Raw genomic sequence first — 17,026 nt, 5'->3', positions numbered from 1 at the left:
CTCCTATTTATAAGCTAAGGCGCGTTTAAAGGTTTTCCAGATTCCCAAATCATCTGTTTGAAGGACTAGACTAGCATACATGCGTCCGATAAAGGCTGTTGCAGTTACTGCAAAAACAACCGTTATGGCAAGTGAAATCCAAGCTTCTAGACCACTTGCATACCCATTAATAGCTCTAAATGGCATAAAGAAGGTCGAGATGAAAGGAATATAGGAACCAATTTTCAGAACTAAATTGTCTCCTGCAGCACCTAGAGCGGTCACTCCAACGAATCCTGCGATAATCAAGATCATCAATGGTGACAAGGCTTTCCCTGAATCCTCAGGACGAGAAACCATAGAACCTAGAAAGGCTGCCAAAACAACATACATAAAGAGACTAACCAAGACAAACAATAAGGTATTGAGCGAGAAGGCATCTCCTAGATGATTTAAAATACCAGATTGAGCTAAGATTGGTAGGTCTTTAAAGAGAAGAATGGCAGCCAGACCACCCACGACGTAAATCCCAATATGAGTCAAAATCACAAGAAGCAGAGCCAGCATGCGAGCATAGAAATAATGACTAGCTCGGATACTAGAGAAGACCACTTCCATGATTTTGGTTCCTTTCTCGCTAGCCACTTCCTGAGCAGTGACACTAGCATAGGTAATCAAAATCATATAAAGGAAGAAACCAAGCCCTGCGGCCGCAATGGTTTGGACAATTTTTTTGTTTTCCTTAGATTCATCAATCTTCTCAGTAAAGTCAACAGTTTGACTCAGGCGCTTTTCCTGCTCTTGAGACAAATTAGCTGCCGAGCGATTAAGTTGGTATTGAAGCTCATTGAGTTTATTGGTTACTGCTAGCTTGATGCCACTTTCAAGAGAAGTTTCACCATGATAGACGGCCTTGAGGACGCTGTCCTCTTGGTCAATGGTTAGGTAACCCTTGATTTTCTCATCTTTGATAGCAGCTTGGGCACTGGCTTCATCCTTGTAATCAAAGTTGATACCATTGGTACCCTTGAGTCCCTCAGCTACAGATGGCACTGTTGTTACTACCGCTACCTTGCTATTTTTAGCCATCGAAGAATTTTGGAGATAGCCGATTCCTACAGATAAGGCTAAAAAGAGGAACGGCGAAATCACCATAAAGAAGAAACTCCATGACTTGACATGTCGAAGATAGGTTTCCTTCATTACAACCCACATATTTCTCATACTTCCACCCCTGATTCTAGTTTAAAGATTTCATCGATTGTTGGAGCTTGTTGGTCAAAGGTCGCGATGTATTGACCTTGAGTGAGGATTGGGAAGAGTTCTCTTCCAGCGCTCTCATCATCTAGGATCAATTTCCAACTACCTTGCTTGGTTAAGCTCACCTGTTTGACATGAGGAAGACTTTCCAGTTCTTCCTTGCTTCGTTCACTTGAAACAAAAAGACGTGTTTTCCCGTATTGATTGCGAACATCCTGAACTGGTCCATGCAAGACCACACGCCCATCACGAATCATCAGGATATCATCGCAAAGTTCCTCAACATTGGTCATGACATGGTCAGAAAAGATAATGATTGCACCGCGCTCTTTCTCTTTCAAGATGACCTGTTTGAGCAACTCGATATTGACTGGATCTAAACCACTAAAAGGTTCATCCAAGATAATCAAGTCTGGTTCATGGATCAGGGTGATAATGAGCTGAATTTTCTGCTGATTCCCTTTGGAAAGACTCTTGATTTTGTCGGTCAATTTGCCCTTCACTTCCAATTTTTCCATCCATTGAGGGAGTTTTTCCTTGACTTCTTTGGCATCCATGCCCTTTAGAGTCGCCAAGTAGCGAACTTGTTCAAAGACTGTCAGCTTGGGCATAAGACTGCGTTCCTCAGGCAGATAGCCAATCCGAGCGTAGGTTTCCTGACGCATCTCCTGCCCATCCAGACTGATCTCTCCTTGATACTCTAAAAATTTCAACATACTGTGGAAAATCGTTGTTTTCCCAGCACCATTTTTTCCGACCAGCCCTAAAATTCGTCCTGGGCTTGCCTGAAAATCGACACCAAACAGGACTTGCTTGGAACCGAAACTTTTCTCTAGATTTCTTACTTCTAACATTTTCCACCTCCGAGATATGTTGTACTTATTATACTCCTTTTTGATAGCCTTTACAACGTTTTGTGTCTATTTTTATTGAGATTATTTATAGTAAAAATCTACCAAATCTAAGTTTTTTAAGCGGTTCAGTGATAACTTAAGTATAGCTCATTAAAGGCTTTCTGAGATGATTCCTCTCTCAACTGTTGCTTTTCTCTTCTGAACTGTCCTTTTGAAACTAAAAATCCACCCCGAAGGATGGATTTTAGACTATTAACGCACTTCTGCATTCACTTTTTCTTCGAGTGATGCTTGGATTTTTTCCATGTAGCGTGCGACTTCCTCGTCTGTCAAGCTATCTTCTGGATTTTGGAAGGTTAGGCTATAAGCCATTGACTTCATGCCAAGTCCCAATTTTTCACCTGAGAAGACATCAAAGAGTTTAATATCTGTCAAACGTTTCACGCCGGCAGCTTGGATAGCGTCTACAACTTCTTGATGGCTAATTTCTGCCTTGAGAAGTAGAGCAATATCACGGCTAACTGCTGGGAATTTGGTAATTTCAACAAATGGAGTAGCCGGTTGGAGCGCAGCTTCGATGGCTGAAAGGTTAAGTTCCGCTACATAAGTTTCTGGGATATCGTAAGCCTTGGCAGTGACTGGATGTACTTGTCCGAGGAAACCAAGAACTTGGTCACCAAGTGAAATCACAGCTGTACGACCTGGGTGAAGGCTAGCGATTTCAGATGTTGCTGTATAGGTCACTTCTAATCCTAAGCGAGCAAAGAGGGCTTCAAGGATTCCCTTAGCATAGAAGAAATCAACTGGAACTGCTGCTGTTTGGAAATCTTTTTCAGCAACCAAGCCTGTCAAGGCAAAGGCAAAGCTGTTGATTTCGTTTGGCAGGTCTTCTTTTGGATTGCCTGTTTGTTCAAAGACTTTTCCAATCTCGTAAAGAGCCAAGTTTTTGTTCTTACGAGCCACATTGTAGGCAACCGTATCAAGGATACCTGAGACCATATTTTGACGGAGAACGGAGCGATCCACTGTCATTGGCCACATAAGTTCTGTAAGGTTACTTGGTTGAGCTGTGAACTCAACTGCTTTTTCAGGAGTTGTTAGAGCGTAGGTAATGATTTCTGTCAAGCCTGCCCCTTCAGCAATCGTACGGACTTGGCGACGCAATTTTTGTGTTGCAGTCAATTCACCTGCTGTACCATCATCTTTTGGAAGACTGGTTGGCAAACGGTCATAACCATAGATACGAGCGATTTCTTCAAAGAGGTCCGCTTCGATGGCGATATCCCAACGACGACGTGGAACGCTAACGGTAAAGCTGTCTTCATTTCCAGAAAGACCAAAGCCAAGACGACGGAAGACATCTTCGACATCAGCGTATGAAAGTTCTGTTCCAAGGACACGGTTGACATCGGCAAGAGTTGAAGATACTTCTACATCTGAAGTGTCAAGCTCACCCGCTGAAACGATGCCCTTACGCACCGTCGCACCTGCAAGTTCTGCAATCATGCTAGCTGCAGCATCCAAGGCCTCATTGACTGTTGCCACATTGATCCCTTTTTCAAAACGAGAAGATGATTCCGAACGAAGGTTAAGGCGTCCGCTAGTCTTACGAATGGATGTGCCATTGAAAACAGCAGCTTCTAACACAACACGACTAGATTTTTCAGAGATTTCTGTAGCCTCTCCACCCATGACACCTGCAAGGGCGACTGGTTTGTCAGCAACAGTGACGACTAAGTCATTTGTTTCCAACTCACGTTCTTCACCGTCCAAGGTCACCAACTTTTCACCAGCACGCGCTTCACGCACACGGATGTCAGTCCCTTCAAAGGTATCCAAGTCAAAGGCATGCATAGGCTGACCAAAGTAGAGTAGGATATAGTTGGTCACGTCGACCACATTGTTAATCGGACGGATGCCTTCGTTCATAAGAAGATTTTGCAACCATTGTGGACTTGGTGCGATGGTCACATTGTCCAAGATACGGGCCGCATAATATGGCGCCTTATCTGTTTCAATCCCTACAGAAAGAGAATCTGCTACACTTTCATTTGTTTCTGTTAAACTGAATTCCTTAAAGCTAACTGCCTTGTCATAGATAGCTGCCACTTCGTGCGCTACTCCACGCATAGATAGAGCATCTGCACGGTTTGGAGTGATTGAAAGTTCGACAATTTCATCATCCAAGTCTAGGTAAGAAAAGACTTCGTCCCCAGGAATAGCATCTTGAGGCAAGATTTGGATACCATCTGCGAATTCCTTTGGCACAACTGAGTCCGAAATACCTAATTCACCAAGTGAACAAATCATTCCGAGAGACTCTAAACCACGGATTTTCCCTTTTTTGATTTTGTAGTTGTCCGCGATACGAGCTCCCGGAAGTGCCACCATGACCTTGATACCAGCACGCACATTTGGAGCACCACAAACGATTTGACGGGCTTCTTCTTCGCCAACGTTAACCTGACAAACATGAAGGTGAGTTTCTGGCACATCTTCGCAAGACAAGACCTCACCGACGACAATTTTTGAGAGACCAGCAGCCGGTGATTCGACACCTTCGACCTCAATCCCTGTAGTTGACATTTTTTCAGCCAACTCTTGTGATGGCACATCAATGTCCACCAATTCTTTTAACCATTTATAAGATACAAGCATAATTTAGTTTTCCAGAATGACAGTTGTCACTCTAGTTTTTTCCTTTCCTATCATTTCAATAGAAGAATCCTCTTCTTACCTTAATTTCTTTTTTAGTAACCAATCCGTATCTACTTTTTGACCAACCATAAAACGATGTTGGCTAAATTTTTCAAAACCATATCGATTATAAAATACTTGAGCTTTTGTACTATGTTCCCAAACACCTAGCCAAGCCCAGAAAAACCATTTTTTCGGCAAATTCCAGAGCGAATTCAAACAGTTGCTTACCAAGTCCAAATCCTTGGAATTTTTGTAGCACATAGAGGCGTTGAATTTCAAAAGCGTTCTCTAATTCTCTCTCAGTTTGAGCATTTCCCCAGTTGACGTTGAGAAAACCAGCTATCTCCTCTTCATGCATAATGAAATAGGTTTCGGAGTCAGGATTTTCCAACTCAGTTGACAAAACTCTCAGACTATAAGCCTCTTCAAAGTATTCCTGTAACTGCTCTTCCGTATTATCATGAGCAAATGTTTCACGAAAGGTTTGTTTGGCAATTTTGGACAACACCCCAATATCTGCCTTTTCTAATCATTATTTAAACTGTTCTGAGAAGCGGACATCTCCTTGGTAGAATCCACGGATATCGTTGATTCCGTAGCGAAGCATGGCTACACGCTCTTGACCAAGACCAAAGGCAAAACCAGAGTATACAGTTGCATCGATACCACTCATCTCAAGGACACGTGGGTGAACCATACCGGCCCCCATGATTTCGATCCAACCTGTTTTCTTACATACGTTACAGCCTTCTCCGCCACACTTAAAGCAGGAAACATCCACCTCAACAGATGGCTCTGTGAATGGGAAATAGGATGGACGCAGACGGATCTGACGCTCTTCACCAAACATTTTTTGAACGATCAATTGAAGCGTTCCTTGAAGGTCAGCCATAGAGATGTTTTTCCCAACAACCAAACCTTCGATTTGGTGGAACTGGTGACTGTGGGTTGCATCATCCGTATCACGACGGAACACACGCCCTGGTGAGATCATTTTCAAAGGACCTTTTGAAAAATCATGGGCGTCCATGGCACGCGCTTGAACTGGAGACGTGTGAGTACGAAGCAAGATTTCTTCTGTGATGTAGAAAGTATCCTGCATATCACGAGCTGGGTGATCTTTTGGAAGGTTCATACGCTCGAAGTTATAGTAGTCTTGCTCCACTTCAAAACCATCCACGACTTGGTACCCCATCCCGATGAAAATATCTTCGATTTCTTCACTGGTTTGTGTAAGAACATGACGGTGACCAGTCGCAACTGGACGACCTGGAAGTGTTACATCTATGCTCTCACTAGTCAGTTGAGCTGCGACTTTCTTTTCTTCCAAGAGTTTCGCTGTTTCCTCAAAGGCTGCTGTCAAGACATCACGAGCTTCATTGACGTGTTTCCCGATGACAGGGCGCATTTCAGCAGAAACATCTTTCATTCCTTTAAGAATCTCCGTAAGCGAACCTTTTTTACCAAGGACAGAGACACGCAATTCTTGCATCTCTTTTTCATTTTCAGCAGTAATCTGCTTCAAGCTAGCCAGCGTTTCTTCGCGAAGCGCTTTTAATTGTTCTTCAATAGTTGACATAATTCCTCCATCAGTCGCTCGTAGATAAAAAGAAAACCACATGTCAAAAACTCCACTCGGAGCGTTGACACGCGGTACCATCCGTTTCATCTGACAAGTCAGACCTTCATTTTTAAATCCATGCGCAAGTGAATTCACTCAGCTTTCATATAGAGAGCTTGCAGTCATGGCTCTCCTCCCTGATATACTTCCCTTGAGTTACTAGTCTTGCGGATTCCTATTCAATTACTACATAGTTTATCAGATTTTTAGTTAAAAAACAAGTTAGACCAGACTAATTTCAATATAAAAAGGAACAAGATGCAATGCACTACCTATTTGTAAGATCTGTTTCATCCGCTTTCCTTTTCAATAAAAGAGTTGCTGCTTGATTAAAACCATCACACCAGTTATACCATTTTGCTTCATACTCATCTTGAGCTAGGATACGGTCTTTTAAATCCAAAACAGAGTAAATCTTTCTTTCCTCGCAAGCTTGCGCATAGAGATAATACAGTTCATCGCCACCATCTCTATCCCACTCAGCAGAAATCATATTCCTACCCGCCAATAAAGCCTGATAAGCCCTGTGATGGCCATCTGTAATTAACAAGAAATCTCCTAACGCAAGAATACTGATTGGAGCAACATTGATTATTTCTGTCGACTGATAAAGTGTCTGGATGCCTTCTAGTTTCTTTTCTGATAAGTATAGTTGAGTCGGATGGAGAGCTTTTATGTTGACTTTCATTTCCTCCTCCTCAAGGGAATTCGATATTTACTTCTGCTTACCTTTAAATCTCCATTGGAAGCGTAGCTTGTCATAGAAGGGAAATTCGATAAACAAGACTCCCAAGCCCACACAGAGACTGGCAAGGACGTCTGATGGATAGTGAACTCCCAGATAGACTCTTGATGCCAGCACACTGACTAGGTAGAGGCCAAGGACGATTTGCACGATTTTTCTCCAGACTGGATTTTTCATCCGTTGACTGAGAATGACAATCAGAGTGCCTACCATCAAGGTTACAGCCAGAGAATGGCCACTTGGAAAAGAAAAACCCTTCTCCTCTACCAAGTGTAAGATAGCTGGCCGTGGGCGCTGGTAGATGTTTTTGAAGGTCACGATTAAAAGACCGGCTAAGGCTAGATTACCCGCCATGAAGTAGCTTTCTATCTTCCACTGCTTACGATAAAAGATAAAGGCTGCGATGGTAACCCAGGTGATAATCACTGGAATATCAATCAAATGCGTAAGGGTACGGAACAGAACTGTCAAATAATCTGGCAAGTCCCCACGAATGACAGTCTGAATTGGTTGATCAAAACCGACCAGCATTTCAGGATAGAACTTAACCGTATAGCCAAGAAGGACGAAAAGTAAAAGGGCAAAACTGCCCTTCATTAAAAATGTTTGTTTATCTCTCATAATGTTTTAAGGTTGGTTTCAAGAGGACATACAACAACCAGAATGAAACGGCAAAGATGATACCCTCAATCAAGTTAAAAGGTAAAACCATTGTCATTAGGTAGTTAGAAAGTCCCAAAATTTTTCCAATATCAAAGTTGGCAAACTGCGCGTACAAAGGAACCGCATAAACATAGTTGAGAACCAACATAGTAGCAGTCAATCCGATGGTTCCCGCTAGAGATGCTAGTAGGAAACGAAGAGTGCTACGTTCCTTTTTCCAAATCAAACCAAAGGCGATAACAAAAACTCCCAAAGCTACGATATTCATTGGCAAACCAATGTAGGTATTCACTCCCTGGCTATTCAGAAGCAACTTCAAGAGTGAGCGAAGCAAGAGAATTCCTAATGCAGCTGGCAAATCCATCACCACCAAGCCCACAAGGACTGGCAAGATACTAAACTCGATCTTGAGGAAGCTTGCCGCTGGCAAGAGCGGAAAGTCAAAGTACATCAGCACAAATGAAATGGCTGATAAAATCGCAATGGTCGAAAGTCGACGTGTGTTTGTCATAACAGGTTCCTCCAATTTTCTATAAAATCAGAAGAAGTTGGAAAGGATCCCTCTATCTATTCTCACTTTTTATATCCCAAAAGTTTCCCCTCACTCTTTTGAGCAAGCGGTTGCAATTTATCTATAAACTCATCAGAACAGACAAAGCTATTCTTTCGTCTTCTCCCATCCAGACTATACTGTCGGTTGTGGAATCACACCACATCAGCTTGCGCTCGCGGACTTCTTTAACTAAGATATCTTGGAGTAATCTAGGCGTCGCAGTCGAAGATAATACTTAAAGTATATCGAGACAAGACAACGACGAGAAAGCCAAAATAGCTAGTTAAAGTCACCGCCGGTCGGGAATTTCACCCAGCCCTGAAGACCCTTTAATCATAACAAAAAACGCTTGCAAGTGCAAGCATTTTGTTTATTTCAATTTATCTGCTTCATAGGTGTGAACGAGTTCGAGACCTGCAAAGTTCTGCTGGCGGAGGGCTTCATAAACAATCATGCATACGGTATTCGAAACATTGAGACTGCGGACGTGTTCATCGTTCATCGGGATACGGAGAGCTTTCTCAGGATGGTCTCGCATAAAGTCCTCCGGCAAGCCCTTGTCTTCACGTCCAAAGAGAAAATAATGGTCTTCGTCAGTCGATAAATCTGCCTCAGAGTACACCTTTTCCGCAAATTTTGAAATCAGATAGAGTTTACCCTTCATCTGAGACATGAAATCTTCCAAACTGTCATAAAAATAAATCTCTAACTTATCCCAGTAATCCAAACCTGCTCGCTTCATCTTGCGGTCATCGATAGGAAAGCCCATTGGTTTGATGATGTGGAGGGGAGAATTGGTCGCAGCACAAGTACGCGCGATGTTGCCAGTATTTTGTGGAATCTGAGGTTCAAATAAAACAATGTGATTTGTCATAATTGGCTTCCTTTTATCATTGCAAAAAAATAGCCACACTGCCCGGAGTCAAGCTCAGCAAACAGCGTGGTTAAGGCGTCGTTAACTTACCTCACAACAGGTTTGAAGTAAATCAGCGAAACTACTTCCTTAGTATAACACTTTCAGAATCATTGTCAATAGAAATGACTTGATTTTTTTACTTTTTTTGATAATATTTCCATACTTAGTCATTCTTTTTCTGAGAAAGGATATTAAATGAGCGAAATCATTTCATATAATAGACATTTCTATGAAAGGTGACCGATTTTATCTTTGAAAACTTAAAAAAAGCTTTTCTTATCCTCTGAAATGGCTTGGCAAGTGCATTTTTTGCGAAAAAAGGGTATGATAGTTACATCATGAAAAAGTAGGGTTTTTATATGAAAATTGTCCTTGTTGGTGGAGGGAAAGTCGGCTTCGCCCTCTGTCGTTCACTGGTTGCAGAAAAACACGACGTTGTCCTCATCGAACAAGATGAGGATGTTCTCAATCATATTGTCAGTCGCTTTGATATCATGGGACTCCTTGGAAATGGAGCAGACTTTGCTATCTTAGAGCAAGCCGGCGTTCAAGAGTGTGATATCTTTATCGCTCTAACGGAACACGATGAAGTGAATATGATTTCAGCAGTACTTGCTAAAAAAATGGGCGCTAAAGAAACCATCGTTCGAGTGCGAAATCCTGAATACTCCAATGCCTATTTCAAAGAGAAAAATATTCTTGGATTCTCACTTATCGTTAACCCAGAACTCCTAGCCGCCCGTGCTATCTCAAATATCATTGATTTTCCGAATGCACTCTCAGTTGAGCGGTTCTCAGGGGGAAGGGTCAACCTGATGGAGTTTGTTGTCAAAGATTCCAGTGGTCTCTGTCAAATGCCAATCTCAGATTTTCGTAAAAAATTTGGCAATATCATTGTCTGCGCTATGGAACGAGACCATCAACTTATGATTCCGAGCGGTGATATCACCATTCAGGATAGAGATAGAATTTTTGTTACTGGGAATCGTGTGGATATGATGCTTTTCCATAACTATTTCAAATCACGTACAGTGAAAAGCTTGCTCATCGTTGGTGCTGGAAAAATTGCTTATTACCTACTTGACATTTTAAAAGATAGCCGTATTGACACTAAAGTTATCGAGATTAATCCTGAGAGAGCTCGTCTCTTCAGTGAAAAATTTCCAAATCTCTATATCGTACAGGGAGATGGAACTGCCAAAGATATCTTGCTTGAGGAAAGTGCTCCCAACTATGATGCAGTTGCAACTTTGACTGGAGTTGATGAGGAAAACATCATTACCTCTATGTTCTTAGACCGTGTTGGTGTCCATAAGAATATCACCAAGGTGAATCGAACTAGCCTTTTAGAGATTATCCATGCACCTGATTTTTCAAGTATCATCACACCCAAAAGCATTGCAGTGGATACCATTATGCACTTTATCCGTGGTCGAGTAAACGCTCAATACTCAGACCTTCAAGCCATGCACCATCTAGCAAACGGTCAAATTGAAACTCTTCAATTCCAAATCAAGGAAGCTAATAAAATGACTGCCAAACCTCTTTCACATCTGAAATTGAAGAAAGGGGTTCTCATCGCAGCCATTATCCGAAAAGGAAAAACAATCTTCCCTACTGGAGAGGATAGACTTGAGGTAGGAGATCAGTTACTCGTGACGACCTTATTACCAAATATCACCAAGATTTATGATCTGATTGAGAGGTAAAAGATGAATAAAAGTATGATTCGTTACCTCCTCTCAAAACTTCTCTTGATTGAGGCGGTTCTCCTTCTAGTACCCGTTAGCGTAGCAACCTATTATCAAGAATCCAGCCAAGTATTTACAGCTCTCTTTACAACAATTGGAATTCTAATACTTCTTGGTAGCTTGGGAATTTTACGGAAACCCAAAAATCAGCGAATTTATACTAAGGAGGGAGTCTTAATCGTCGCCCTCTGTTGGATTCTATGGTCTTTCTTTGGAGCGCTTCCCTTTGTCTTTTCAGGACAAATCCCAAGTGTCATCGATGCCTTCTTTGAAATCAGTTCTGGTTTTACAACTACAGGAGCAACCATTCTGACAGATGTCTCCGTTCTCAGCCGTTCCCTCCTCTTCTGGCGAAGTTTTACTCACTTGATTGGAGGGATGGGGGTACTCGTCTTCGCGCTTGCCATTATGGACAATGCCAAGAATGGTCACTTAGAGGTGATGAAGGCTGAGGTCCCTGGGCCTGTCTTTGGCAAGGTTGTATCCAAACTGAAAAATACCGCCCAGATCCTCTATCTGCTTTATTTAGGGCTCTTCTCACTTTTTGTAGTCATCTACTATCTAGCTGGCATGCCTCTATTTGATAGCTTTGTCATCGCTATGGGAACGGCAGGAACCGGAGGCTTCACCGTCTATAACGACGGAATTGCCCACTACGGCAGCTCACTCATCACCTATCTCGTCAGTATCGGAGTTCTGGTTTTTGGGGTCAACTTTAATCTCTACTACTACCTCATGCTCCGTCGGGTTAAGGCTTTCTTTGGAGATGAAGAACTTCGCACGTATGTAATCATTGTCCTAGTTTCTACCGGCTTGATTACTCTCAATACGCTCCACCTCTACCAAGGTGTCTCTAAGAGCTTTGAAATGGCCCTCTTTCAGGTTTCCAATATCATTACAACAACTGGTTTTGGTTATGGAGATATTACCAACTGGCCCCTCTCCTCCCAATTTATACTCCTCTTCCTCATGGGAATCGGTGGCTCTGCTGGATCAACCGCAGGTGGACTCAAAGTTATCAGAGGACTCATCCTTTCAAAAATTGCAAAAAATCAGATCTTGTCCATCTTATCTCCTCATCGCGTATTGACTCTACATGTCAATAAAACTGTGATTGATAAGGATACCCAGCACAAGGTCCTAAAATATTTTGTCATTTATGTGATGATTTTACTGTCACTTATCTTCATTGTCAGTCTAGATAACAATGATTTTCTAGTTGTTACCAGTGCTGTCTTCAGCTGTTTCAATAACATCGGACCTATTCTAGGTACAACTTCTAGTTTTGCTATCTTTAGCCCCATCTCTAAAATCCTTCTCTCATTTGCAATGATTGCAGGTCGTCTAGAGATTTATCCCATTTTGCTTCTCTTTATGAAACGTACCTGGTCCAAACGCTAATCACAATAAAGCTCCCCTTTTACAAGCTAGTGAAAGGGGAATTTTTCTATTAAAAATGAGAAGACCTTTCGGTCCTCTCTTAATCTGTTTATTTTTTAAGAGCTTCCTTGTAACGAGCAAGTTCTGCTTGATTGGCCCAAACATAGTGACCTGGACGAATTTCCACCATAGACGGCTTGTCTGTCTCATAGTCATGTTGGCTAGGATCATAGACTTTCAAGACCTTCTTACGTTCCAAGATTGGATCTGGAATCGGTACAGCAGATAGAAGTGCTTGAGTGTACGGATGAACAGGATTGTTAAACAACTCCTCTGTTTCCGCTACTTCAACGATAACACCCTTATAGATAACTGCGATACGATCTGAGATAAAGCGAACAACTGACAAGTCATGCGCGATAAAGAGATAGGTCAAGCCCAATTCTTTTTGAAACTTCTTGAGCAAGTTCAAGACTTGCGCACGAACAGACACGTCCAAGGCTGAAATCGGCTCATCCGCAATAACGAAATCAGGTTCCATCACAAGAGCACGGGCAATCCCAATACGTTGACGTTGACCACCAGAAAACTCGTGTGGGTAACGGGTCAAGTGCTCTTTCAAAAGACCGACTTCATGAATCATCTTTTGAACTTTTTCTTTTCGCTCTTCTTCGTCTTTGAACAAGTGGTAGTTGTAAAGACCTTCAGAGATGATATAGTCAACTGTCGCACGTTCATTTAAACTGGCTGCAGGGTCTTGGAAAATCATCTGGATACGGCGGATCAACTCTGAAGATTCCTTATGAGATTTTTTCCCATTGATCTTATGACCGTCAAAGATGATTTCACCTTTACTAGTATTATTCAAACCAATAATGGCACGACCAATCGTCGTTTTCCCACTACCAGATTCACCAACGAGAGAGAAAGTTTCTCCCTTGTTGATAAAGAAGTTAGCGTTTTTAACGGCAACAAACTTCTTACTTCCTTCACCGAAGGAAATTTCTAAATCTTTAATTTCTACTAATTTTTCAGACATTTCCTTCCTCCTAGTCTTCTAGATGAGCAAAGCCCATTTTATCACGAATTTTATCATGTAAATCTGCGATGATTTCTGGTTTTTCAACCTTAGGAGCATTCTCATGAAGCAACCAAGTCTTAGCCCAGTGAGTATCAGTGACTGAAAACTGAGGCGCTTTCTGTTCAAAGTCAATTTGCATCGCATAATCTGAACGAAGGGCAAAGGCATCACCTTTCAACTCAGTATAAAGAGACGGTGGTGTTCCTGGGATAGAGTACAATTCCCCTTTATCGTCAGCAAGCTGAGGCAAGCTAGACAAGAGACTCCAAGTATATGGATGACGTGGGTCGTAGAAGACTTCCTCAACAGTACCGTATTCTACAATTTCACCAGCATACATAACCGCTACCTTATCCGCAATACTTGCTACCACACCAAGGTCATGGGTGATAAAGATAATAGTAAAGTGGTACTCATTTTGCAAGGTTTTAAGCAAATCAATGATTTGTGCTTGAATGGTTACATCAAGAGCCGTTGTTGGCTCGTCACAGATCAAGATATCTGGACGACAGGCAAGGGCAATCGCAATAACGATACGTTGGCGCATCCCTCCAGAATATTGGAAAGGATACTCGTCAAAACGTTTTTCAGCGTCTGGAATTCCAACCTTGTTCATATAGTCGATTGCCATTTCTTTGGCTTCCTTAGCTGTTTTCCCTTGGTGTTTAACGATAACTTCTGTGATTTGGCTACCGATTGTATTAATTGGATCCAAACTTGTCATTGGGTCTTGGAAGATGGTCGCAATTTTAGCACCACGGATTTTCTCCCACTCTTTGTTTGAAGTCAAGGCTGTCAAGTCTTGTCCACGATAATCGATGCTTCCTTGGGCAATGCGCCCATTGTCTTCTAACATCCCTGTAAAGGTTTTTGTTAATACAGATTTACCAGAACCAGACTCACCTACCAAGGCAAGAACTTCTCCTTCAATCAGTTCTAGAGAAACGCCTCTGATAGCCGTCAGAACCTTGTCACGAACGTCAAATTCCACGACGATATCGCGAGCAGTCAAAATTACATTACTTTCTTTTGTCATGTCTACTCCTATCTATGTGTACGTGGATCACTAGCATCCGCTAAGTTCTGACCAACAACGAATAGAGATAGGGATACCAAAATCAAGGTTGTCAATGGAATCCAGAACAAGTACGCGTTGGTCGTAACGTTTTGTGAGTAATCTGAGATCAAACGTCCCAAACTTGGCACTGTTACAGGCAACCCCAATCCAAAGAAGGAAAGGAAAGCCTCATAAGAGATAAAGCTTGGCAACATCAAGGTCATTGTAGAAACAATAACAGATACCAATTGTGGCATGATATTTTTCACGATGATTTTGAAGGTTGGTGTTCCAAGAGTTTGAGAAGCAAGGTTGTATTCCAAGTCACGGTAACGCATGATTTGAATACGAATTGAATAAGCAATACCAATCCAAGTCGTCACACTCATAGCGAAGATCAAATTCCAGAAACCAGCACCAATTGAGTAAGTCAAGACGATAACAATCAAGAGAGATGGAATGTTTGAAATAATGTTATAAACTTCCATCATGACGCGGTCAACAGATTTTGAAATTCCCCAGATTCCACCAACAATCACCCCGATCACAAGGTTGATAAAAGTAGCAATTACAGAAATGAGGATAGAATTACGCGCACCAAACCAAACTCCATCAAACAAGGATTTACCATTGCTATCAGTACCAAACCAGTGTTCGGCATTGGGCTTAATAAAACGAGCGCTAAAGTCATTAACCTTACTTACATCGTTAAAGTCAAAGTCTGAAAACATCGGATAGATAAAACTCATCAAAATAATAGCTACCAATATTCCCAACATAATGACTGTTGATTTTTTCTTTAAAAACTGTCTAAATACAGAGCCCCAGTAAGAGTAGGCAGGAGCATCAATCGTTTCAGAGGCAAAATCATCACGTTTTACGAACTGAAATTTTTCTTTATCAATTGTTGACATTATTTGCCTCCTTTCTCTGTCAATTTAATACGTGGGTCAAGCATAGTCATCCAGATATCTCCTACAAAGAGTGAGAAGATAGAAATACATGTAAAGATGAAGACGAGACCAACTACCATTGAGTTATTTGATGCCTTAACAGAGTCAATCAACATTTTACCCATACCTGGGAAGGCGAAGACTGTTTCTGTCAATGTTGCACCACCAATAACCCCGATTACGGCACCTGGAATACCTGAAACCAAAGGAACCATGGCATTTTTAAAGACGTGTTTATTTGAAATTTCTTTTTCAGATAAACCTTTTGCACGAGCAAAACGGACGAAGTCTTGAGATTGCAAATCAATCATATAACGACGAATCCAGATTGCTGTACTTGGTGCTCCCAGCAAACCTAAAATGACTGCTGGCAAGACATAGGAACGCCAATCTCCAGCACCTAGGATAGGGAATGAGTCTGGAAGACCAATAGATGATCCAATCAAGCGAACGATATAAACCAAAGCAATCGTTGGAAGTGCAAGCAAGAAGGTTAGAGCGCCTGTTGAGAAGCTATCAATCCAAGTATTCTTGTGGCGAGCCATAGCAGATCCAAGAGGAATCGCAATAGCATACGAAATAACCAAACCAATCAAACCAGCAACAGCTGAGCTTGCAATCATAGATGGATATTGGTAGTTACTTTCTGTAGCTGTATATGGATCGTCCTTACCATAGTTAGCTATTTCACGCGCATCTGCTTGACTTGGAGATTTGTAGGTACGAGAGTAAATATCTACAGACGAAGTCTTTTTACCCGTAGGGAATTGAACTTCTGATGTCTTGGTTTGTCCTTGGCCTTGTGTGATAACTTGAAGCACTGGCGTGTTCGCATAAGTTGGGTAGGAGTCACCCAAGTTAATGTTCACAAAGTTTTGGTGTACAAACGGGAATTGATTGTTGAAATACAAAAGGTATTTATGTTTGGTACCTGAACCAACCAATGACCAACCGATAGCAGGGTCATTTTCAAAACGAAGATAACGTTCCAAGTTTGGATTTTCAGGGTCTTGAATCTTGTTTGTATGATCAATATCAAGTAAGTTCGCATAGAATTTGAAAACACGTTCAAAAATTGGAATTTCACGCGTAGCATAGAACTGACCACTCTCTGAAAAGACACCTAACGTCCAACCATTACCGAGTTGGTTGATGTATTTTTCGTAGATTGCCTTATTGGTATCATTGGCATCTACTGTTACAGATGAGTCCATTGAGCTAGCTTTTTCTTGCAACTCCTTAGTATCGTAGTACTCGATATAGCCCATACGTTCATAAACGGTATTCTCATAATTATCCCGCTTATCTGGAGTCGTTGCAATCTTGTTGTAGTTGGTATCCTGCTTGAAAATCAGTTTCCGAGGAACCATCGTATAGATAATCGTGTAGGTCAAGGTTGTCACCAAGAAAATAGACAACAATGAGCGCAAGACACGCATAAAAATATATTTTTTCATATCGTTTCCTTTTAAAATCCCAAAAGAACCTTCTCCTCATGGAGAGAAAGTTCTCT

14 protein-coding genes, 1 pseudogene and 1 riboswitch are annotated in these 17,026 nt (G+C 41.7%); of the genes and pseudogenes, 2 read left to right on the top strand and 13 right to left on the bottom strand.

All coding sequences use genetic code 11. The features are described 5' to 3' along the window. Window positions 1–3: 3 nt before the first annotated feature. The 9 genes and pseudogenes from M9H69_RS01730 to M9H69_RS01690 all read right to left on the bottom strand — a co-directional run bounded on the left by M9H69_RS01730 (window position 4) and on the right by M9H69_RS01690 (window position 9,249). On the bottom strand, window positions 4–1,203 hold the full coding sequence (locus tag M9H69_RS01730; protein WP_001245399.1) for an ABC transporter permease: 1,200 nt from the start codon (window positions 1,201–1,203) through the stop codon (window positions 4–6). Beyond that, on the bottom strand, window positions 1,200–2,093 hold the full coding sequence (locus tag M9H69_RS01725; RefSeq protein ID WP_250315744.1) for an ABC transporter ATP-binding protein: 894 nt from the start codon (window positions 2,091–2,093) through the stop codon (window positions 1,200–1,202). Before M9H69_RS01725 ends, M9H69_RS01730 begins: the two co-directional genes overlap by 4 nt. 252 nt (window positions 2,094–2,345) lie before the next feature. After that, entirely contained in the window at window positions 2,346–4,751 is a 2,406-nt protein-coding gene (pheT, locus tag M9H69_RS01720; RefSeq protein ID WP_250315743.1) for a phenylalanine--tRNA ligase subunit beta, read from the bottom strand. Between the two features lie 75 nt (window positions 4,752–4,826). Next, a pseudogene (locus tag M9H69_RS01715) lies at window positions 4,827–5,301 on the bottom strand (GNAT family N-acetyltransferase). A 24-nt stretch (window positions 5,302–5,325) separates the two neighbouring features. Next, entirely contained in the window at window positions 5,326–6,372 is a 1,047-nt protein-coding gene (pheS, locus tag M9H69_RS01710) for a phenylalanine--tRNA ligase subunit alpha (protein WP_250316155.1), read from the bottom strand. 310 nt (window positions 6,373–6,682) lie between these two features. Further along, a complete protein-coding gene (locus M9H69_RS01705) occupies window positions 6,683–7,102 on the bottom strand; it encodes a chromosome partitioning protein ParB (RefSeq protein WP_250315742.1) in 420 nt (139 codons plus the stop codon). 27 nt (window positions 7,103–7,129) lie between these two features. Then, window positions 7,130–7,780, bottom strand: coding sequence for a phosphatase PAP2 family protein (locus M9H69_RS01700; protein ID WP_250315741.1), 651 nt, complete (start codon window positions 7,778–7,780; stop codon window positions 7,130–7,132). Continuing rightward, a complete protein-coding gene (locus M9H69_RS01695; protein ID WP_250315740.1) occupies window positions 7,770–8,333 on the bottom strand; it encodes an ECF transporter S component in 564 nt (187 codons plus the stop codon). The genes M9H69_RS01700 and M9H69_RS01695 overlap by 11 nt, the downstream gene beginning before the upstream one ends. A 153-nt stretch (window positions 8,334–8,486) precedes the next feature. Then, window positions 8,487–8,705, bottom strand: a riboswitch (FMN riboswitch). Window positions 8,706–8,745: 40 nt separating this feature from the next. Beyond that, complete coding sequence (locus M9H69_RS01690; protein WP_007522363.1) at window positions 8,746–9,249, bottom strand: tRNA (cytidine(34)-2'-O)-methyltransferase; 504 nt, start codon at window positions 9,247–9,249, stop codon at window positions 8,746–8,748. Window positions 9,250–9,650: 401 nt separating this feature from the next. Here M9H69_RS01690 and trkA point away from each other — a divergent pair, with 401 nt between their 5' ends. Next, on the top strand, window positions 9,651–11,000 hold the full coding sequence (trkA, locus tag M9H69_RS01685) for a Trk system potassium transporter TrkA (protein WP_250315739.1): 1,350 nt from the start codon (window positions 9,651–9,653) through the stop codon (window positions 10,998–11,000). Between the two features lie 3 nt (window positions 11,001–11,003). After that, entirely contained in the window at window positions 11,004–12,443 is a 1,440-nt protein-coding gene (locus M9H69_RS01680) for a TrkH family potassium uptake protein (protein ID WP_001043438.1), read from the top strand. Window positions 12,444–12,531: 88 nt separating this feature from the next. Here the strand turns inward: M9H69_RS01680 and M9H69_RS01675 are convergent, their stop codons facing one another. From M9H69_RS01675 to M9H69_RS01660, 4 genes are read right to left on the bottom strand one after another with little or no spacing between them, the layout of a single operon-like run. Further along, entirely contained in the window at window positions 12,532–13,461 is a 930-nt protein-coding gene (locus tag M9H69_RS01675; RefSeq protein WP_001291313.1) for an ATP-binding cassette domain-containing protein, read from the bottom strand. 10 nt (window positions 13,462–13,471) lie between these two features. After that, window positions 13,472–14,539 (bottom strand): ABC transporter ATP-binding protein, encoded by a 1,068-nt coding sequence (locus tag M9H69_RS01670; protein ID WP_000159803.1) that lies wholly within the window; start codon window positions 14,537–14,539, stop codon window positions 13,472–13,474. 8 nt (window positions 14,540–14,547) lie between these two features. Beyond that, a complete protein-coding gene (gene oppC / locus M9H69_RS01665) occupies window positions 14,548–15,474 on the bottom strand; it encodes an oligopeptide ABC transporter permease OppC (protein WP_000103693.1) in 927 nt (308 codons plus the stop codon). Next, window positions 15,474–16,970, bottom strand: a complete 1,497-nt coding sequence (locus tag M9H69_RS01660) for an ABC transporter permease (RefSeq protein ID WP_221161208.1) — start codon at window positions 16,968–16,970, stop codon at window positions 15,474–15,476. Before M9H69_RS01660 ends, oppC begins: the two co-directional genes overlap by 1 nt. Window positions 16,971–17,026: the final 56 nt, after the last annotated feature.

The organism is Streptococcus oralis (assembly GCF_023611505.1).
GTDB classification, from domain to species: Bacteria; Bacillota; Bacilli; order Lactobacillales; family Streptococcaceae; genus Streptococcus; species Streptococcus oralis_CT.
Note: the sequence above shows the minus strand (reverse complement) of the source record. Positions and strands in the feature narration are given on the sequence as shown.